At 62.0% G+C, this 17,683-nt stretch carries 20 protein-coding genes; 9 read left to right on the top strand and 11 right to left on the bottom strand.

Annotated features, from left to right (window positions below; genetic code table 11):
• Positions 1-51 precede the first annotated feature (51 nt).
• Positions 52-555, bottom strand: coding sequence for a MarR family winged helix-turn-helix transcriptional regulator (locus FCU66_RS39190; RefSeq protein WP_136622350.1), 504 nt, complete (start codon positions 553-555; stop codon positions 52-54).
• 85 nt (positions 556-640) lie between these two features.
• Between FCU66_RS39190 and FCU66_RS39185 the strand changes: the two genes are divergently transcribed.
• Positions 641-958, top strand: coding sequence for a hypothetical protein (locus tag FCU66_RS39185; protein ID WP_136622349.1), 318 nt, complete (start codon positions 641-643; stop codon positions 956-958).
• A 12-nt stretch (positions 959-970) separates the two neighbouring features.
• Here FCU66_RS39185 and FCU66_RS39180 read toward each other — a convergent pair whose 3' ends face one another.
• The 3 genes from FCU66_RS39180 to FCU66_RS39170 form a co-directional block, all read right to left on the bottom strand.
• The gene (locus FCU66_RS39180; RefSeq protein WP_136622348.1) at positions 971-1,609 is read right to left on the bottom strand and encodes a 5'-methylthioadenosine/S-adenosylhomocysteine nucleosidase; all 639 of its coding nucleotides are present in this window, start codon (positions 1,607-1,609) and stop codon (positions 971-973) included.
• 138 nt (positions 1,610-1,747) lie between these two features.
• Positions 1,748-2,206, bottom strand: coding sequence for a PaaI family thioesterase (locus FCU66_RS39175; RefSeq protein WP_013530371.1), 459 nt, complete (start codon positions 2,204-2,206; stop codon positions 1,748-1,750).
• A gap of 140 nt (positions 2,207-2,346) precedes the next feature.
• Complete coding sequence (locus FCU66_RS39170) at positions 2,347-3,636, bottom strand: RsmB/NOP family class I SAM-dependent RNA methyltransferase (protein WP_136622347.1); 1,290 nt, start codon at positions 3,634-3,636, stop codon at positions 2,347-2,349.
• A 182-nt stretch (positions 3,637-3,818) separates the two neighbouring features.
• On the opposite strand from FCU66_RS39170, the gene FCU66_RS39165 reads away from it, so the two are divergent.
• Positions 3,819-4,496, top strand: coding sequence for an MIP family channel protein (locus FCU66_RS39165; RefSeq protein WP_136622346.1), 678 nt, complete (start codon positions 3,819-3,821; stop codon positions 4,494-4,496).
• Between the two features lie 117 nt (positions 4,497-4,613).
• Here FCU66_RS39165 and mocR read toward each other — a convergent pair whose 3' ends face one another.
• Positions 4,614-6,083 carry a rhizopine catabolism transcriptional regulator MocR gene (gene mocR / locus FCU66_RS39160; protein WP_136622345.1) on the bottom strand — a complete coding sequence of 490 codons (1,470 nt, stop codon included), beginning with the start codon at positions 6,081-6,083 and terminating at the stop codon, positions 4,614-4,616.
• 98 nt (positions 6,084-6,181) lie between these two features.
• On the opposite strand from mocR, the gene FCU66_RS39155 reads away from it, so the two are divergent.
• The 5 genes from FCU66_RS39155 (at position 6,182) to FCU66_RS39135 (ending at position 11,213) form a co-directional block, all read left to right on the top strand.
• Positions 6,182-7,300: a Gfo/Idh/MocA family protein gene (locus FCU66_RS39155; protein WP_136622344.1), complete on the top strand. Its 1,119-nt coding sequence runs from the start codon at positions 6,182-6,184 to the stop codon at positions 7,298-7,300.
• The gene (iolE, locus tag FCU66_RS39150) at positions 7,297-8,196 is read left to right on the top strand and encodes a myo-inosose-2 dehydratase (RefSeq protein ID WP_136622343.1); all 900 of its coding nucleotides are present in this window, start codon (positions 7,297-7,299) and stop codon (positions 8,194-8,196) included. Before FCU66_RS39155 ends, iolE begins: the two co-directional genes overlap by 4 nt.
• 113 nt (positions 8,197-8,309) lie before the next feature.
• Positions 8,310-9,266 carry a rhizopine catabolism ABC transporter substrate-binding protein gene (locus FCU66_RS39145; protein WP_136622342.1) on the top strand — a complete coding sequence of 319 codons (957 nt, stop codon included), beginning with the start codon at positions 8,310-8,312 and terminating at the stop codon, positions 9,264-9,266.
• Between the two features lie 55 nt (positions 9,267-9,321).
• Positions 9,322-10,419 (top strand): ABC transporter permease, encoded by a 1,098-nt coding sequence (locus FCU66_RS39140; RefSeq protein WP_127263167.1) that lies wholly within the window; start codon positions 9,322-9,324, stop codon positions 10,417-10,419.
• Positions 10,419-11,213 carry an ATP-binding cassette domain-containing protein gene (locus FCU66_RS39135; protein ID WP_136622341.1) on the top strand — a complete coding sequence of 265 codons (795 nt, stop codon included), beginning with the start codon at positions 10,419-10,421 and terminating at the stop codon, positions 11,211-11,213. Before FCU66_RS39140 ends, FCU66_RS39135 begins: the two co-directional genes overlap by 1 nt.
• A 10-nt stretch (positions 11,214-11,223) precedes the next feature.
• On the opposite strand, the gene FCU66_RS42980 is transcribed toward FCU66_RS39135, so the two are convergent.
• From FCU66_RS42980 to FCU66_RS39110, 5 genes are all read right to left on the bottom strand, one after another.
• Positions 11,224-11,373 (bottom strand): hypothetical protein, encoded by a 150-nt coding sequence (locus tag FCU66_RS42980; protein WP_181956593.1) that lies wholly within the window; start codon positions 11,371-11,373, stop codon positions 11,224-11,226.
• Positions 11,374-11,470: 97 nt separating this feature from the next.
• Positions 11,471-12,223 (bottom strand): amino acid ABC transporter ATP-binding protein, encoded by a 753-nt coding sequence (locus tag FCU66_RS39125; protein WP_168992202.1) that lies wholly within the window; start codon positions 12,221-12,223, stop codon positions 11,471-11,473.
• Positions 12,224-12,273: 50 nt separating this feature from the next.
• A complete protein-coding gene (locus tag FCU66_RS39120; RefSeq protein WP_136622339.1) occupies positions 12,274-13,215 on the bottom strand; it encodes an amino acid ABC transporter permease in 942 nt (313 codons plus the stop codon).
• Between the two features lie 144 nt (positions 13,216-13,359).
• Positions 13,360-14,217: an ABC transporter substrate-binding protein gene (locus FCU66_RS39115; protein WP_136622338.1), complete on the bottom strand. Its 858-nt coding sequence runs from the start codon at positions 14,215-14,217 to the stop codon at positions 13,360-13,362.
• Between the two features lie 93 nt (positions 14,218-14,310).
• The gene (locus FCU66_RS39110; protein WP_136622337.1) at positions 14,311-15,318 is read right to left on the bottom strand and encodes an isopenicillin N synthase family dioxygenase; all 1,008 of its coding nucleotides are present in this window, start codon (positions 15,316-15,318) and stop codon (positions 14,311-14,313) included.
• A gap of 101 nt (positions 15,319-15,419) precedes the next feature.
• Here FCU66_RS39110 and FCU66_RS39105 point away from each other — a divergent pair, with 101 nt between their 5' ends.
• Both FCU66_RS39105 and FCU66_RS39100 read left to right on the top strand, forming a co-directional pair.
• On the top strand, positions 15,420-16,364 hold the full coding sequence (locus tag FCU66_RS39105; protein WP_136622358.1) for a nucleoside hydrolase: 945 nt from the start codon (positions 15,420-15,422) through the stop codon (positions 16,362-16,364).
• Positions 16,365-16,478: 114 nt separating this feature from the next.
• A complete protein-coding gene (locus tag FCU66_RS39100; protein WP_136622336.1) occupies positions 16,479-17,153 on the top strand; it encodes a TetR/AcrR family transcriptional regulator in 675 nt (224 codons plus the stop codon).
• Between the two features lie 26 nt (positions 17,154-17,179).
• Here the strand turns inward: FCU66_RS39100 and FCU66_RS39095 are convergent, their stop codons facing one another.
• Positions 17,180-17,683: a hypothetical protein gene (locus FCU66_RS39095; RefSeq protein WP_136622335.1), complete on the bottom strand. Its 504-nt coding sequence runs from the start codon at positions 17,681-17,683 to the stop codon at positions 17,180-17,182.

The raw sequence follows: 17,683 nt of genomic DNA, 5'->3' as shown, positions 1-17,683 counted from the left end.
AGCGTTTAGAGAAAGAAATGAGTCGGCGCAATGGGTTGCGAGGCCTAGCTGTCACTTCGATTCCACGACTTCACCTTCAGCGCCAGCGTCTTCATCCATTGCAGCAGCCTGTCCGGCCGCGAGCGCCCGCAAAGCGCTCATCAGCGCCGTGAACCGCTCCTCGCCTATGCGACCAATATAGCCCCGTTCAATCTCCATCTTGACACGATCGCCATCGCGCAAGGCATCCAGCCCCTTGCGCGTGTAGCGCACCAGCTTGCCGCGGCCATCTTGCGGATCAGGCAGACGCTCGACGATGCCTTCCGCCTCGAGGCCGTCGAGCAGTTGCTGTATCGCCTGCTTGGAGATTGCCGAGCGTTCGATCAACGCCGACTGGCGCATGCCACTCCTGCCGATGTGTCCAAGCAGTCCGGCGCGCGCTTCGGTGAACCAGTCGTGACCGGCGACCCGCATCGCGGCGGCGAATTCGACCTGCCAGGCACGGCTTGCCTGCCATAGCCGCCAGCCGACGTGATCAGGCAGTGCTTCGGTTTTTTCGTCAAGCTCCTTGACCATTTTATCTCAACTCCCTATAGTCAAGGTACTTGACGACAAGCAAGTCGTCGAGGCTCTTCCGAACTCAAGCACGTGGACAGGGACCATGACAATTCTCGACAGGAACACGCTGGCCGTTATCATGATTGGCACCACACATGTCATCGACATGGGCGGCAAGGACGCCTTCATCCACTACGAAAACGAGAACCGGGCGCATATGCGGCTGCCGGATGGTACCCTTTTCCATGGGCTTTGGACGCTGCTCGACGACGGCTACAAGGTCGAATGGAAAGACGGTCCCACCGGCTCCTGGAAACTCGATCACTCGCCGGGAGCAATCGACTATGTCGATGCAAACGGCGCCGTGCGCGGGCGCATTTCTCGGATCGATTTCGGCGATCCAGCGAGCTTGGCGGCTTGATCCGATTTGCGGTCAGGCGCCGAGCAGGCCGTCGCCGATCGCCTGGTCCAGCAGCCCGACCGCCCCGGCCAGCTTCTCGTCGATGACATGCAGATACTCGGTCCAGTCGCCGACATGCCTGAGATCAGCCGCGCCGTCGGAAATGCCGCGCAGTCCGACCAGCGGCACGCCGAACAGCTGGCAGGCGCGCAGGCAAGCGAAGGTCTCCATGTCGACCATGTCGGCGGCGATCGCGTCATAGGCCGCGCCGGTGACGATCGCGCCACCGGTCGACAGCGTCGCCTCCCTTACATCAGGAATCCTAAACGGCAGCGGCACCGTCACCGGCAGGTCGAGAAACGGCGTCGCCCCTTTCTCGAAACCGAGCGGCGAGGCGTCGATGTCGCGGTAGCTGACCGAGACGGCCTGGTAGATTTCCGTCTGCTCCAGCGTCCGGCTGCCGGCTGAGCCGAGCGACACGACGAGGTCCGGCAGCGCCTTCTGCGACTTCAGCCAGGAGAGTTCCGCGCCCAGCCTGACGCCGGCCTCGACCGGGCCGACGCCTGTCATCAATGGCGTGAACAGTTGTTTGAGGTGCGGGCCGTATTCGGCTGTCGCCGCCATGACGAAGAGGACGTCCTTGCCAGACAGGCGGGAGAGTTTACCGGTCATGACGATCTGCTCCTGCTCCGATTATATGCTTATCTGTGCCGCCGCTCGCCGGTACCCGCTGCCTCCGGCAGCTCCCGGCGTTCGTGGCCTTTCATCGTGCCACCGGCACGATGAATTCGCCTGCGGCGAACCGGCCACTCACCCCTCAATCCCATCACGACCGACCACGGTCATCATCGTTCCGGTCATGGTGGCGATGAGCTTGGCTTCGCCATCGGCGGCGAAGGCGTAGGCCTGGCCGTCGGCAACGATGATGGTGCGGCCGGGTTTGGTCACCGAGCCGCGAAACAGGAAGCGCTCGCCGCGGCCGGGCGCCAGCAGATTGACCTTGAACTCGATGGTCAGCACGCCGGAGTTTTCCGGCATCAGCGAAAAGGCGGCATAGCCGCAGGCCGAGTCCAGCGCTGTCGAAATGACGCCGGCGTGGAGGAAGCCGTGCTGCTGGGTGAGTGCTGCCGAATAGGGCATCTCGATCTCGATGATGCCGGGCGTCACCAGCGTCAGTTCGGCGCCGATCGTGGCCATCGCCTTCTGGCGCGCGAAGGAGGTCCTGACGCGATCTTCATAGTCCGGGGCGGGTACGATCTTTGCTGCCATGGCCGCTGCCTTCCTTTGTGCGGATAAGCTTATTGCAGAGGCATGAGCGGCAGGCAAATGCTTTTGCTGCACTGCAGCAATCGGCTTCGTCTTCCGGCTGGCGGCACGATATCGTCAGGGATTGGCGATATCGAACGGGTTCAAGCCGACCTGCGCAATGCACAGAAATAAAACCCGTCTGTGCCGCTCAGCGCCGGCGACAGCGAGATGTCTGCTTTGGCACCGATGCGTGCGGCTGCCTCATGACCGGGAAAACGGCTGTCCCAGAGCGCGCGATGATCGACCGGGACAAAACCGCTGTTGCGCTCCCGGAAGGCCGCGACCTGCTCGCCATTCTCCTCATCGAAGACCGAACAGGTGATGTAGACCAGCAGGCCGCCCGGTTTGACATAGGCCTTGGCCGCATCGAGGATCGCCGATTGCTCACCCTTGCGGGCATCGAGCTGTCTTTGCGTCAGCCGCCATTTGGCGTCGGGACGGCGCCGCCAGGTGCCGCTGCCGGTGCAGGGCGCATCGACCAGCACGATGTCCATGTGGTTGGCGAGCGGGGCGAGTTCGGCCGGCTTGGTGACGATCTGGACATTGCGGTTTTCAGAGCGGCGAATGCGGTCGAAGATCGGCGCCAGCCGCGCCTTTTCGGCATCGTGGGCAAAGATCTGGCCCCGATTGTCCATCGAAGCCGACAATGCCAGCGTCTTGCCGCCGGCGCCGGCGCAGAAATCCAGCACCTGCATGCCGGCTTCGGCCCCGGCAAGGGCGGCCGCGATCTGCGAGCCTTCGTCCTGGACCTCGAACCAGCCTTTCTGGAAAGCCGGTTCAGCCTGGACGTTCGGGTGCCTGCCGTCGCCGTCGATCGGCGGGATGCGGATGCCTTGCTGCGCGATGGCGGCGGGTTTGGCGCCGGTTCCCGTCAGTTCGGCCAGCACCTTGTCGCGATTCGCCTGCAACGTATTGACCCTGAGATCGAGCGGCGGGCGCGTCGCCAGCGCCGCGCCCTCATCGACCCAGGTCGGGCCAAAGGCCCGCTCGAAAAGCGGCGCGCACCAGTCAGGAACATCCGCCCGCACCGCGTCCGGCGCATCGGCAAGCCGGCGATCGGCAATTGCCTGAAGCTCGGCAGCAGTCAGCAGCGGCGGTGCGAACTTGTCGCCATCGAGCGCGTCGTTGAGCGACTGTGCGGTCTGGCCCCATTCGAGCAGCAGCGCGCCGAAGCCGATGGCGCGCGGCGTGTCTTCGCCCAGCAGCCAGCCGGCGGAACGCTTGTGACGTAAGGCGTCATAGACGATGTTGCCGATCGCCGCGCGGTCACCGCCGCCGGCGAAGCGATGCGACAGGCCCCAATCCTTCAGCGCGTCCGCCACCGGCCGGTGGCGCCGGCCGATGTCTTCCAGCACTTCGATGGCCGCAGCCAGCCGTCCGCCCAGTCGCATGGTCTTGTTCCGTCACGCAGAAAATTATTCCGGCCCTGCTCTAGAGCGCGCAACCGGCGCGCACAAGCAGGCTGGCCGGCACAACCGCTCTGCTTTCCAACTTTTCTGGTTGCGAATACTCTTTCGGTTGTGATTCGCGGCGCAGAAAAGGCGGACCGGCGGATCGACACGAGGAGAGGGCAATGAAGACTTATCTGGCGGAAGTTCTAGGCACATTTCTATTGGTGTTCATCGGTACGGCTTCTGTGGTCACGGGCGGCTTCGGCGGTGCGCTGCCGCTCGGCCAGGAAGGCATAGGTCTGGCGTTCGGCATCGGCCTCATTGCGGCGGCCTATGCGATCGGCCCCATTTCGGGCGCGCATCTCAATCCGGCGGTGACGCTCGGCGTCTTCCTTGCCGGCCGGCTGCCGGCCAAGGACGTCATACCCTACTGGATCGCGCAGATCATCGGCGGCGTCCTTGCTTCGCTGGCGCTGTGGATCATCGTCTCCGGCCAGGTTGGCGGACACACCACGGGCTTCGGCGCCAATGGCTGGGACGTGGCGAAATGGGGTGTCAGCTCGGCATTCCTGTGGGAAGTGATCGGCACCTTCACCTTCGTCACCGTGATCCTGGGCGTCACGGCTGAAAAACACTCGACGGCGTTCGCCGGGCTGGTCATCGGCCTGACGCTGGCAGGGTTGCACTTCGCCATCATCCCGGTGACCGGCACCTCGCTCAACCCGGCCCGCTCGATCGGCCCGGCGCTGTTTTCGGGAAGTGCGGCGATCGGCCAGCTCTGGCTGTTCATCGTTGCACCGTTGATCGGTGGCGCCATCGCCGGCGTCGTCGCCAAGGCGCGCATCTTCGAGAAAGACTGAGCTTTGGAAGGCTGAACACAAAAAGGCGCGGGCCAGGCCCGCGCCTTTTTGTTGGCGATAGACCCATCTAATTCTCGCCAACAGCTCGGCCTCAAAACAATGATTAATCTCGGCATTTTACCCGAGATCAGGTGTTTTTGAGAAACAGGTTTTCAGCAGGGTCCGAAATTTCTGCATAGTCTTTTCGGTTGTCTGCGCATCGGCAGCCGCAAAGCCCATGACAAGACCGTTCTGTTTCGTGCCATGACGGTACTGAATCGACAAGGCCGATACATTGATCCCGTGCTGAAGCGCCGCCTCGGCAATCGACGTGTCGTTACATCTCTCGCGGAAAATGCCGACAACCTGGATGCCGGATTCGGTGGCGTGGAAATCCAGCCATTCTCCGAGATATCTCTGGGAGCTTTCCAGGAAGAACTGCCGCCTTTCCGCATAGAGACGCCGCATGCGTCGAAGATGGCGAGTAAAGTGCCCCTCGTTCATGAAGTCGGCCAGTGCAGCCTGGGTAAGCAATGGGGCAAACTGGCCGGTCACGCTCAGTGCCGAGACGATCGTAGGGTCTATGGCCTTGGGCGCCACCAGAAAGCCGAGGCGCATGGCTGGAAATAGTATCTTCGCGAAGGTGCCGACATAGACCACGCGATTTGACGCGCCGATGCCCTGCAGCGCAGGAATCGGCTGTCCTTGAAAACGGTATTCGCCGTCATAGTCATCCTCGATGATCCATGAGCGCCAGGTCTCGGCCATGTGCAGGAGATTGAGCCGTTGTTCCATCGGCATGGTTATGCCGAGAGGGTGATGGCAGGAGGGCGTCACAAAAATCATGCGCGGAATGACAGGCGGTGGATCAAGGTCCCACCCTGCATTGCTCACCCGCAGCGGGGCCAGTTTCGCTCCCGCCGAGACGAAAGCCGAACCCGCGCCGTAGTATCCTGGCTCCTCCATCCATACCGTGTCGCCTTCATCAATCAGCAGCCGAGCCAGAAGATCGAACGCCGACTGGGCACCATTGGTCACGACGATCTGTTCGGGGCTGCACTTCACGCCCCGCGAAGCCGTGAGATAGCGGGCTATGGCTTCGCAAAGAGGGGGATAGCCTTTGACGTGATAGGTTCCGAAAAGGTCGATGTGCGCGAATTTTGCACGGCGACTGAGCAGCTTGGACCAGGTGTTGAAAGGAAAGTTATCCGGGTCCGGCATGCCGGGGTGAAATGCCAGCATACCGGGCCGGCCATGATGGTAGGGTTGGGCGAGCATGGTCTGCCCACGCAAGGATATCGGATTCTCGTCCGCTGCCGAGACATGTTCCTGCACGGCCGAACGGGTTGGTAGATCCATCACCACTGAGGGCCTGCGCGGTCGCATGGCCAGGTAGCCTTCCAGCGCCAGCTGGTCGCAAGCGGCAATCACGGTGTTGCGGCCGACGTGCAGATCCCGCGCCATAACCCGTGTCGAGGGCAGCGCGTGACCGCTCGGCAACACGCGGTGCTCGATCAGATCACGCAACTGGACATAGAGCTGACGATGCAAATTGGCGGGGCTGTCGCGATCCAGTGAAATGCCGTCGATTGGAAAACTGGTCTTCATTGTGGTTCCAAAAAATCAAAGCGATCTGGTTCTAACAATGGAACCAAAGCAGTCCTAGGCTCAAGAAAAATGCGATCAGGTTCAGATGGGGCTGACCGATGCAATGCATAAGAGTGGGTGTGATCGGTGCCGGTGGCGTTGCCCAGGTCGAACACATTCCCAATCTGCTCAAGTTGCATCGGCAGTTCGAGGTCCTCGGGGTCTATGATCCGTCGCAGAAAGTCCGCGCCTTTGTCGAAGAGGAGTTCGGCCTCAGGACATTTGCCGAGCTCGATGAGCTTCTTGCGATGCCGCTTGACGCCGTAGTTATAGCTTCGCCGGATGCGTTGCATCTGGAACAGAGTCTCGCTGCCCTCGCGAGGGGCCTGCACGTCTTCTGCGAAAAGCCGCTTTGCTACGGCGCCGAGGACATTGACGAATTGATCGCCGCCAGCGGGCGCGCCGGAACGGTGCTTCAGGTCGGCTACATGAAGCGTTTCGATCCGAGCTACGAGGCGGCACTGAAAATGCTGCCGGGCACGGCGCAAGCGCTTCGCTACGTTTCGGTCGAGGTCAATGATGCCGACGCGTGGCCCTTCATACGCCACCACTCCACATGCCGGGGGGAAGACGTCGCGGCGATGTTGATCGCCTCGACCGCTGCCAAGCAGCGCGAGCAAGTGGAGCGCGCCTTGCCCGGAATAGACGACGCCGACGCCTTTCGCGGCTTCGTTGGCGCTTACTGTTCGTCGATCGTGCACGACGTGAACGCCATCCACGGGTTGCTCGACGCGCTCGGAGTCGCGGACGGCGAAATTGTTGGTGCCTCGCTTTTTGCCAAGGGCGGAGGCGGCCAGGGTGCCGTACGGCTGCTCGACGGCCAGGCGCTTTGGAACATGGTGCATCTGGCCGTACCGGGACTAGCCGACTACCGCGAGCGCATCGCTCTCTACTTCGACGACGCCTCGCTGGAACTGGAATTCCCCTCGCCTTATCTCAACCACCAGCCGACGCGCCTGACCCTGCGCACAAGTGACGGCCACACCCTCTCCAGCCGGGAGATTCGAAGCGGCTACGAAGCGGCGTTTGTCGAAGAGTTGAAAGGTTTTTGGTCGGCGATCGTCGAAGGCACGCCGGTGCGCAACACGGCCGAACACGCTCGTCGCGACATGGTGCTTCTGGTCGGCCTGACGCGGCATCACCTTGCCCAACTCAAGCAATCAGGAGTTCGCCCGTGAAGGTTCGCATCGGCATCAATCCGATCACCTGGACCAACGATGATGTGCCGGAACTCGGCGGCGATACGCCACTCGAGGTCTGTCTTCGCGAAACCAAACAGGCCGGCTATTCCGGCACCGAGCTTGGCGGCAAGTTTCCGCGCCGGTCGGCTGAACTGAAGCCGATCATGGAGCAGTATGGACTTGCCGTGATCTCCGGCTGGTATGATGGCCGTTGCGACGAGAAGGATGTCAGCGCGGAAATGGATGCGATCACGCCGCATCTCCAGCTTCTGAAGGATATGGGCTCGACCCATGTCGTCTATGCCGACACCTCGCGGGGGCGCCACAATGCCATTTGGGGGCCGATCTCGCAGCGCCCGGCTCTTGGCGCTGAGGAATGGCCGGCCTACGGCAGAAAACTGACCGCGCTGGCCGAGAGGATGGCGGATCTCGGCGTGCGCATGGCCTTTCATCACCATATGGGGACCATCGTCGAGACCGATGCCGAGGTGGGCTCGCTGATGCGGCACACCGGCGAGGCGGTCGGCCTTCTCTACGACACCGGCCATTCGATATTTTCAGGCGGCGACCCGCTGGCTTTGATCAAGGCGCATGTCAAACGCGTCGTGCATGTGCATTGCAAGGACGCGCGCAAAGCCGTCCTTGATTGTGCCCGCGCAGGCGACATGAGTTTCATGGGCGCGGTCATGGAAGGGATCTTCACGGTCCCCGGCGACGGGTTCATCGATTACCCGGCCATTTTGCGGGTGCTTGCCGACAACGGTTATAGTGGCTGGATGGTCGTCGAGGCCGAGCAGGATCCCAACAAGGCCAACCCGCTGACCTATGCGACAATGGGATTCCAAAATCTCTCGCGCATGGCCAGGGGAGCCGGATTTACCGTCATGGAATGATCGAGGCCGCGATGCGGCCTCCAAGGAACCAGTGCTGATGAATGAAACTGGACTGAAGGGGCAACTGGACTGCCGACCGTAACTGCGGCGGCGGAAAACAAACAGGAGGTTCTATGTTTTCGCTCGCGAAATTAATAAAGCCTGCGCTCGGCCTTTTGGCCGGCGTCACACTGATGACAGCGGCCAAGAGCCTTGCGGCCGCCGACGATACGCGCGTGGTATTTGTGACCCATGGCCAGAGCGGCGATCCGTATTGGTCGGTCGTGAAGAACGGCATGGACGACGCGGCCAAGACCCTGGGGGTCAAGGCTGAATATCTGGCGCCCGAAACCTTCGACATGGCCAAGATGGCGCAGATGATAGACGCCATTGCAGCCTCGAAGCCTGACGGAATGGTTGTTTCGATCCCCGACGCGGCGGCTCTGTCAGCGCCGGTCAAGAATGCCATTGCCGCCGGCATCCCGGTCATCGTCATTGATTCCGGTGGCTCCAAACTGACGCATGACCTTGGCGGCCTGCTGTTCATGGGCCAGGACGAGTTCCAGGCGGGCGTCATGGCGGGCGAGCGCATCAAGGCGCTCGGCCTCACCAAGGCAGTCTGCGCCAATCATGAAGTGGGCAATTCGAGCCTTGATGACCGCTGTGCCGGCTTCGCCAAAGGTCTTGGTGTCGATGTTCCGGTGATGAACGGCGTCATTGACCCGACTGAAATGAAAAACCGCGTGATCGCCTACATGACTGCCCATGGGGATACGCAGTTCGTTCTCGCAGTCGGCGCCAGCGGTGCCGAACCGACGCTGGCCGCGCTCGATGAAATGGGCCTTGCGGGCAAGGTGAAAACCGGCACATTCGACCTGTCTCCCACGATCCTGCAGGCCGTAGTTGCCGGCAAGATGGAATGGGGTATCGACGCCCAGCAATATGCCATGGGCTATATACCGGTCGCCATGTTCGACCTTTGGAAGAAGTACAAGATCATGCCGATCGCCGACTATCCGACGGGGCCCGGCTTCGTCACCAAGGATACCGCCGCCTCGGTCATCGAGCTGGCAAAACTGGGCAAGCGTTGACAGTTCGCGGCCGGGCATCAGCCCGGCCGCCTTCACTGACGAAGGTAACGCATCCATGACTGCAGAGCTTCGCGACGAGCGGGTCCGCTCCGTCTCCCGCCTGAGCCGTCTTCTGAGCAGGCCGGAGCTTGGCGCGGCGGCCGGAACCGTTCTAGTCTTTGTGTTCTTCGCCATCACGGCGGGAAATACGGGACTTTTCAGCGCCAAGGGCATCATCAATTTCCTTGAAGTCTCGGCCCAGCTTGGCATTCTCGCTGCGCCCGTGGCCCTTTTGATGATCGCGGGTGAGTTCGACCTGTCGGTCGGCTCGATGATCGGGTTTGCCGGAATCCTGATCGCTATCCCTTCAGTGTTCTGGGGCTGGCCCATCTGGCTTTCCCTGCTGTTTTGCTTTGCTGTTTGCGGCGGCATCGGCGCGCTTAACGGGCTCGCCGTCGTCAGAACCGGATTGCCCTCCTTCATTGTGACGCTCGGAAGCTTGTTCATGCTGCGCGGCCTGACGCTCGGCCTCACGCGCGGCATATCCGGGCGAACGCAGGTTTCAGGCGTGCACGAACTGGCCTTGAACGATCCCCTCAACAGCCTGTTCTCGGGACAGGTATTCTCCGGCCCCATCGCTTGGCTTTCGGACATCGGCCTGATTGGCAAGCGTGCGGACGGCCTGCCGTCGATCTCCGGCATTCCGGTGTCCATCGTTTGGTGGATCGTATTGACATTGGCCTGTACCTGGTTGCTGACACGCAGCCGCTTTGGCAACTGGATCTTCGCTGCGGGAGGTGAAGCCAATGCCGCGCGCAACCTCGGCGTGCCGGTTGCACGCACCAAGATCACCCTGTTCGTCATGACGGCTATGGCCGCCGCGCTCTTTGCGGCGATCCAGGTTCTGGTCACGGGCTCGGCCGATACGCTACGCGGCACCCAGAAGGAATTCGAGGCCATCATTGCCGTCGTCATCGGCGGCACGTTGCTTACCGGTGGCTACGGATCGGCCATAGGCGCCATGTTCGGGGCATTGATCTTCGGCGTGGTGCAAATGGGCATCTTCTACACCGGCATCGACACAGACTGGTTCAAGCTGTTCATGGGTGCCATGATGGTCATCGCGGTGCTGTTCAACAGCTATGTGCGCAACCGCGCCATGAGGAGCCGGTGATGGCCGAGCCCTATGTCGAACTGAGATCGGTCAGCAAGTATTTTGGGTCGGTCGTTGCGCTGAAGGACGTGTCTTTCGATGTATGTCCCGGCGAAGTGCATTGCCTGCTCGGCGACAATGGCGCCGGCAAGTCGACGCTGATCAAGACGCTATCCGGCGTCTACACCCCTGACGAAGGTGAAATCCGCGTACAGGGCAAGCCCGCAAGATTTGCCTCGCCGGCCGATACGCGCAACAGCGGCATCGCCACCGTCTACCAGGACCTCGCCTTGGTGCCGCTGATGAGCGTGGCGCGAAACTTTTTTCTCGGGCGCGAACCGATGCGGAAGTTCGGACCGATCCGACAGTTTGACACCGAGTTCGCAAACCGCACCGCGTATGACGAGTTGGCGGCGATGGGAATCCAGCTGCGCGATCCCGAGCAACCCGTCGGCACGCTTTCAGGCGGCGAGCGTCAGTGCCTGGCTATCGCCCGCGCCTTATACTTCGGCGCCAAGGTTCTGATCCTGGATGAGCCGACATCGGCGCTGGGAGTTCATCAGGCATCCGTGGTTTTGAAACTCATCGTGCAGTCTAAGGCGCGCGGCATCGGCGTCATCTTCATTTCCCACAACGTTCATCACGCCTATGTGGTTGGCGATCGCTTCACGTTGTTGAAGCGCGGCAAAAGCACCGGCACTTACGCAAAAAGCGAAATTGATCGTGATCAGTTGCTCAATCTGATGGCGGGCGGCAAGGAACTGGTCGATCTGGAGCAGGAACTGACCAAAGCGGCCAGAAGCAGCCCGGCTTGAGGCGCGCTGGTCAATAACCCTTGTGCCCGACCTGCTGATAGGCATGATGCTTTCGGTCGATCGGCCTGGCGCTGTTTTCCGGCAGCGCCGCGATCGGCCAGCTCTTGCTCTTCATCGTAGCACCGTTGATCGGCGGCGCCATTGCCGGCGTCGTTGCCAAGGCACGCATCTTCGAGAAGGACTGAGCTTTGGAAGGCTAAACACGAAGAAGGCACGGGCCGGGCCCGTGCCGTTTTCTTTGGTGGATCCTCTTGCCGTCAAAGCACCCGCGACAGGAATTCGCGGGTTCGCGGCGATACCGGGTTAGCGATCATCTCGCGCGGAGCGCCGCGTTCGATGATCACGCCGCCGTCCATGAAGACGAGCTGATCACCGATCTCGCGGGCAAAGCCGACCTCGTGGGTAACCACGACCATCGTCATGCCGCTTTCGGCCAGATCGCGCATGACCTGCAGCACTTCGCCGACGAGTTCGGGGTCGAGCGCCGATGTCGGCTCGTCGAAGAGCAGGACCTTCGGCTTCATCGCCATCGCGCGTGCGATGGCGACACGCTGCTGCTGGCCGCCGGACAGTTCCCTGGGATAGCGGTCGACCTTGTCCAGGAGACCGACACGCCGGAGCAGGATCTCCGCTTCGGCCTTTGCCTGGTCCGGCGGAATGCGCCGCACCTGCGTCGGCGCCTCGATCAAATTCTCCATAACGGTCATGTGGGAGAACAGGTTGAACGACTGGAACAGCATGCCGGTCTCGGCGCGCCGCTGGCAAAGCAGGTCGTCCTTGACCTCGTAGAGCCTGTTGTCCCTGAGGTCGTAGCCGACGAACTGACTGTCGACGAGCAGGATGCCGGCGCTGAGCTTCTCGAGATGGTTGATGCAGCGCAGGAACGTGCTCTTGCCGGAGCCCGAGGGGCCGATGATACAGGCGACCGATCCGACGGGTACGTCGAGATCGACCCCCTTGAGAACCTCTAGCGGACCATAGGACTTTCGCACGCCGCGAGCGAAAACCATGGAGTCGGCTGGCACGCCGAAGCGGGCGCGATTTTCGTCCTTCACATCGCTCATCGGGAAATGCCACGCAGGCTGATGACATTGCGCAGGAAGCGCATTGTCATAGGATCGCGGCGCGTGTCGCTGCGACCGAAATGGCGCTCGAGGAAATGCTGCCCCACCGACATGATGCTGACCACCGCGAGATACCAGAAGGCGACCACGATCAAGAGCGGGATCGTCTCGAAGGTGCGCGCATAGATGCTCTGGGCCGAGTAGAACAGGTCGTCGACGGCGATGAACGTCACCAGCGACGTCATCTTCAAAAGGTTGATGGCCTCATTGCCGGTTGGCGGCAGCACGAAGCGCATCGCCTGCGGCAGCGTGATGCGCTTCAGGATCATGCGGTACGGCATGCCAAGCGCGCTCGCCGCCTCAGCCTGGCCCGACGGCACCGACTTGATGCCGGCCCTGATGATCTCGGCCATGTAGCCCGCCTCACACAGGGAAAGGGCGACGACGGCGGAGAAGAATGGCGTCATGAAATCATTGGTGCGCACGGAAAACAGCGTGCCGACAAAGGGGATGGTCAAAGAGACTTCGCGCACGAGCAGCGACAGGTTGAACCAGAAGATCAGCTGTATCAGGGCCGGTACGCCACGGAAGAACCAGACGTACAGACCCGCGAAGGCACGCAGCACCGGGCTTGGCGACACGCGCATGATGGCGATGACCGTGCCGACAACGATCGCCAATATCATGATCACCGCGGTCAGCATCAAGGTGTTGCCCAGGCCGCGCATGACGGACGGGTGGAGCAGGTAGCCCACGACCGTCGGCCAGGCAAAGGCAGGATTGCTGGCGAAGGCCCGGATGATGAGAAACGCCAAGAACAGGGCCAGCGCGGTGCCGACCCAGATGCCGTAGCGGCGCTGCGGCACGACGGTCAGGCGCAAAACCGCCTCGGCGACGCCTGGCTCGATGCGTATCTCGGTTGGGTGGGCCACGCCCATCGCTGGTTCTCCTGGTCTTGATCCGGAAGCGGCGCCCGATACGAGACCGGACGCCGACAACCGCTATCGCATCAGCCCGAAAATCGATTTCGGAAAGCACGATCAAAGTCTTAGAACAAAGTACGTCAGAATGGACGCATTTTGTTAGTCGGCGCGCAGCGCCTCCATGCTGCCCACGAAATAGGGCTCCTTGATTGCGTAGGCGCCCATGCCGTATTTGTCGAGAACAGCCTTGTAGGTGCCATTCTTGAACAGCTCGGAGAGTGCGCCCACCATCATGTCGGCGGTCTCCTTGTCGTCCTTGGCGATCGCCATGCCAAGCGGCGCGACTTCGTAGAGGGTCGGCAGCACCACGAGCTGGCCCTTGCTGGTGACCTCGAAATAGCTCGAAGCGGTCGCATCGTCCATGCGGGCGTCGACGCGGTCGGACAGCACCGCCTGGACGATATCCGTCGACGAGTTGAAGACCGATTTTTCGATGGCTGCCTGGCCCTTGCCGGTGCAATCCGTGCTCAGCTTGTCGACCAGGAAATCCGATGCGCTGCCTGCCGAAACGCCAATCCGCTTGCCGCAGAGCGGGGTGTCGCCGCTGAAGCTCGCCTTCTTGTCCGGCGACGTCGAAACAGCCAGGCCGGCCTTCAGGAACATGACGAAATCGACCTGCTTGAGCCGCTCGGGCGTGGCGGAGAACGTTTCCCAGGCGACCTTGAAACGGCCAGCCGCCAACCCCGGTATCATCGAGGGGAAAGGCGTGCGCGCCACGTCCAGCTTGGCGCCGACCAGCTTGGCCACCTCACCGGCCAGTTCTATGATGATCCCGGTCTGCTTGCCGTCGGCGTCGAGATACTCGAAAGGCGCATAGTCCAGCGTGTTGGCGACGGTCAGCATGCCGGTCCGCTGGACCTCGGCCGATTTCGTCACCTCGGCGGCGCCCGAAGGTCCGCTCCAGACCATGGCAAGTGCGGCCAGCGCCAAACCGGCCATCTGCAAATGTGCTCTCATTTTCGTTCCCCTTTTTTGATTACAACGGTTCTTGCAGTCTGCTCTCCAATCCGGGCCTTGCGTCCGCACCGACGCAGTCGCGCATTGATCCGTCTATGAACCGGCTGCCTCAGCAGCCTTCTTCTTGCGGTAGTGGTAGTTCTTGTCGATGCGCTCCATCAGATAGTCGCCGTAAAGCACCGGCTCATATTTCGGCCGGCTGCCGGCCGGCACGCAGACCGGCAGCGCCTCGATCGTTTCATCCATGGACGGGTCGAAGAAGAAGGGCTGGGAATAGCGCTCGCGCCCCGACCGGTTGATGACGCGATGCGGCGTCGAGACGAACTGGTCGTTCGACCAGCGCGCCAAGATGTCGCCGACATTCATCACGAAGGAGTCCGGGACCGGCGGCGCGGGAACCCAGTCGCCCGCCTTGTTCTTGGCTTCCAGGCCGCCAACATTGTCCTGCGCGAGCAGCGTGATGAAGCCGTAATCGGTGTGTGGGGCCGAGCCGAAAAGCCCCTCCTCCTGGGCCTGCGTCGGATAGTGCAGCAACCGCAGGAAGGTCGTCGGCTGATCGAAGTAGCGGTCGAGACTGTCGGTCGGAAGTCCAAGCGAGAGCGCGATGGCGCCGACCATCTTGCGGGCGAGCGTGCTCATCTCATCGACGTAGCGTTCAATCGTCAGCCTGAAGCCGGCGAGTGCGGCCTCGTCCGGCCATTGGTTGGGACCTTGCAGCGGCTTGTCGGCCAACGCCCTGGGGTCGTCGGCCTCGACCTCGTGCATGAAGAAGATCGATTCGCTCTGGTTCGGCTTGCTCACGGTCGCCACCGACGACGTCACGATGGTCGAGCCGGCAAAGGGCAGGTAGCCGCGGAAATTCCTGTCGATCTTCAGCGCCAGCTTCTGCTCCTCGGGCAGAGCGAAGAAGCGCTTGCTGGCTTCGCGAACCGCCTCGACGTCGGCGCGCGGGATCGGGTGCCCGACGACATAGAGGAACCCGATCGTTTCGAGATGCCGGCGCAGTGTCGCCGCCGTCGCGGCGATCGCATCCTGGTCGCCGCCGTAAAGCGCCGACACGTCGAGGATCGGAATTTCGGAAAAGTCGCCGCGTGCGTCCATTCGAACACCTTGTCTTGAACATAAGATACAGTACTGTATTTCTACACATCCAAATCGCCTCAGCAATAGGCTTTCGAGCGCAACGGGAAAATCGCGGCACAATGGCACCACGCAAGATAATCATCGACACCGATCCTGGTCAGGATGACGCGTTCGCGATCCTTTTCGCGCTTGGTTCGCCAGCCGAACTCGAGGTGGTCGGCATCACGACGGTCGGCGGCAACGTGCCACTCGCCCTGACGTCGAAGAACGCGCTCAAGGTCGTGGAACTGGCCGGGCGGCCCGATGTGCCGGTCTATGCCGGCTGCCCGGCGCCGATGGTGCGCAAGCTGATCACGGCCGAATATGTTCACGGCGAAACGGGCCTTGATGGCGCCGACCTGCCCGAACCCGTCACGCCGTTGCAGGGCGAACATGCAGTCAACTACTTGGTGCGCACGATCATGGATGCGCCGGAAGGCGAGTTGACCGCCTGCACGCTCGGCCCGATGACCAACCTGGCCATGGCTATGACCATGGAGCCGAGGATCATTCCCCGGCTGCGCGAAGTCGTGCTGATGGGCGGCGGCTTCTTCCAGGGCGGCAATGCCACGCCTGCCGCGGAATTCAACATCTTCGTCGACCCGCATGCCGCGCACAAAGTGTTCGACAGCGGCGTCCCGGTCACGATGGCCGGCATCGACTGCACCTACACCGCCCTGATGACGCCTGAATGGCTCGATGCCCTGCGTGCCACGGGCAGTCGCGCGGCGATCGAGGCCGCCAATTTGGCCGACTTCTATCGCCAATACGGCACCCATAAATTCGCGACGGCGGCGCGCCCCATCCACGATGCGTGCGTCACCGGTTACCTTCTGGCCCCCGAGATCTACGAGCAGCGCCAGTGCGCGGTGACGGTCGATATCGTCTCGCCGGAGACCATAGGCATGACCGTCGTCGACTGGTGGCACGTCACCGGCCGCCGCAAGAACTGCAACGTCCTGCGGCGGATCGATCCGGCTCCGTTCTTCGCGCTGATGCTGGAGCGGATCAGTGCACTGCCCTGAAAATGCGTGTTCAGCGATAGACGGTGACACGGAGAATTGCGAAGCAGTCAGGGGCCGGTTCGATTGGCGAATCGGCCATGCGCGTTGCACGCGGCGACGAAGGTCTCGAATTTCATGAACGGGAAAGGCGCGCTGGCGAAAACGAAGAAAATGCCTCGACCGGCGGTGCGATCAAAAGCGGCGCGGCAGACGCTCAGCCGCGAGGCCTGGATCGCCGCGGCGCGCAAGGTGCTCGAAAAGCGCGGCATCGGCGAGGTCAAGATCGACCGCCTGGCGCAGCAATTGAAGGTCACGCGCGGCAGCTTCTATTTCCATTTTGCCAGCCTGGCGGACCTTCGCGGCGGCCTCTTGCAAGAATGGCGAAACAGCAACTGCGCGCCGTTCTGGGCAATGCGAGAGATCCACGACATAGACGGCCTGCAGTTCTTCACCGACATCGTGCATGTCTGGGTGGATGAAGCCCCTTTCAGTCCCCTGCTCGACCTGGCCGTACGCGACTGGTCGCGGACGTCTAAAAAGCTCGCTCAGGAAGTCAAGGACATCGACGATCTGCGCATCGAGCTGCTCGTCCGGTCGTTCCGCGCCATGGGCTATTCGCAGGACGAGAGCATCGTGCGGGCGCGCATCACCTATTTCCACCAGATCGGCCAGTACGCGCTGTCCTTCAAGGAAGACCCGGCCGTGCGTCGCCGCTATCAGCCGCTGTTCGGAGAAGTGCTGCTCGGACCGCTTGTGCAAGAGCCCGGTACAGCACCGAGGCCGTCGGAGATGCGGAGCGGTCGTCGTTAGCACCCGAAAACGGACCTCGGGATGCTCTAGGAAACAGTCGCACCGTCTGCGATGGCTCGAGTCGCGTTCTGGTGAGGGCGTAGCAGAAAATAGAATGCGGCGATGTGCGTGATCATCAGCAACGGCACGTAGAGGATCGGGATCGCGTAGGCGGCGCCCAGTTCCTCCGCGTGCGCCGGAAGGCCGACCTGGATGGCGTGGTAATAGTCGACGACGAGCTCGACCGTCCCGACGAGATTGAAGGCGACGACGAACAGCCAGAAGAGCCGGGTTATCCTCACCGTGAGCAGCGCCAGCATGGCCAGCAGCCCCGTTGCAAAGTCACCATAGGCGGCGAACACGGCGAAACCGGCCGGGAGATCGGGGCTTACCACGCCCGGCAGGATGAAGACGAGCCCGAAGAAGCGGAAGCTGTGCAGAGTGGCGATGGCCCGCTGCGCTGCGACCCGGTCCATCGAGTTCAGCCACGGCAGACCGTATGCGCCGAAGCAAAGCAGCCACGCGACGTAGCCTAGTGTCCTGATCGGCAA

The organism is Mesorhizobium norvegicum (genome assembly GCF_004919685.1).
Classification (GTDB): Bacteria; Pseudomonadota; Alphaproteobacteria; order Rhizobiales; family Rhizobiaceae; genus Mesorhizobium; species Mesorhizobium norvegicum.
Note: the sequence above shows the minus strand (reverse complement) of the source record. Positions and strands in the feature narration are given on the sequence as shown.

Excerpts from the sequence above, each read along its gene's own strand:
- FCU66_RS39190 (WP_136622350.1), bottom strand. The coding sequence starts at position 555 with ATGGTCAAGGAGCTTGACGAAAAAACCGAAGCACTGCCTGATCACGTC.
- FCU66_RS39185 (WP_136622349.1), top strand. The coding sequence starts at position 641 with ATGACAATTCTCGACAGGAACACGCTGGCCGTTATCATGATTGGCACC.
- FCU66_RS39180 (WP_136622348.1), bottom strand. The coding sequence starts at position 1,609 with ATGACCGGTAAACTCTCCCGCCTGTCTGGCAAGGACGTCCTCTTCGTC.
- FCU66_RS39175 (WP_013530371.1), bottom strand. The coding sequence starts at position 2,206 with ATGGCAGCAAAGATCGTACCCGCCCCGGACTATGAAGATCGCGTCAGG.
- FCU66_RS39170 (WP_136622347.1), bottom strand. The coding sequence starts at position 3,636 with ATGCGACTGGGCGGACGGCTGGCTGCGGCCATCGAAGTGCTGGAAGAC.
- FCU66_RS39165 (WP_136622346.1), top strand. The coding sequence starts at position 3,819 with ATGAAGACTTATCTGGCGGAAGTTCTAGGCACATTTCTATTGGTGTTC.
- mocR (WP_136622345.1), bottom strand. The coding sequence starts at position 6,083 with ATGAAGACCAGTTTTCCAATCGACGGCATTTCACTGGATCGCGACAGC.
- FCU66_RS39155 (WP_136622344.1), top strand. The coding sequence starts at position 6,182 with ATGCAATGCATAAGAGTGGGTGTGATCGGTGCCGGTGGCGTTGCCCAG.
- FCU66_RS39145 (WP_136622342.1), top strand. The coding sequence starts at position 8,310 with ATGTTTTCGCTCGCGAAATTAATAAAGCCTGCGCTCGGCCTTTTGGCC.
- FCU66_RS39140 (WP_127263167.1), top strand. The coding sequence starts at position 9,322 with ATGACTGCAGAGCTTCGCGACGAGCGGGTCCGCTCCGTCTCCCGCCTG.
- FCU66_RS39135 (WP_136622341.1), top strand. The coding sequence starts at position 10,419 with ATGGCCGAGCCCTATGTCGAACTGAGATCGGTCAGCAAGTATTTTGGG.
- FCU66_RS39125 (WP_168992202.1), bottom strand. The coding sequence starts at position 12,223 with ATGGTTTTCGCTCGCGGCGTGCGAAAGTCCTATGGTCCGCTAGAGGTT.
- FCU66_RS39120 (WP_136622339.1), bottom strand. The coding sequence starts at position 13,215 with ATGGGCGTGGCCCACCCAACCGAGATACGCATCGAGCCAGGCGTCGCC.
- FCU66_RS39115 (WP_136622338.1), bottom strand. The coding sequence starts at position 14,217 with ATGAGAGCACATTTGCAGATGGCCGGTTTGGCGCTGGCCGCACTTGCC.
- FCU66_RS39110 (WP_136622337.1), bottom strand. The coding sequence starts at position 15,318 with ATGGACGCACGCGGCGACTTTTCCGAAATTCCGATCCTCGACGTGTCG.
- FCU66_RS39105 (WP_136622358.1), top strand. The coding sequence starts at position 15,420 with ATGGCACCACGCAAGATAATCATCGACACCGATCCTGGTCAGGATGAC.
- FCU66_RS39100 (WP_136622336.1), top strand. The coding sequence starts at position 16,479 with ATGAACGGGAAAGGCGCGCTGGCGAAAACGAAGAAAATGCCTCGACCG.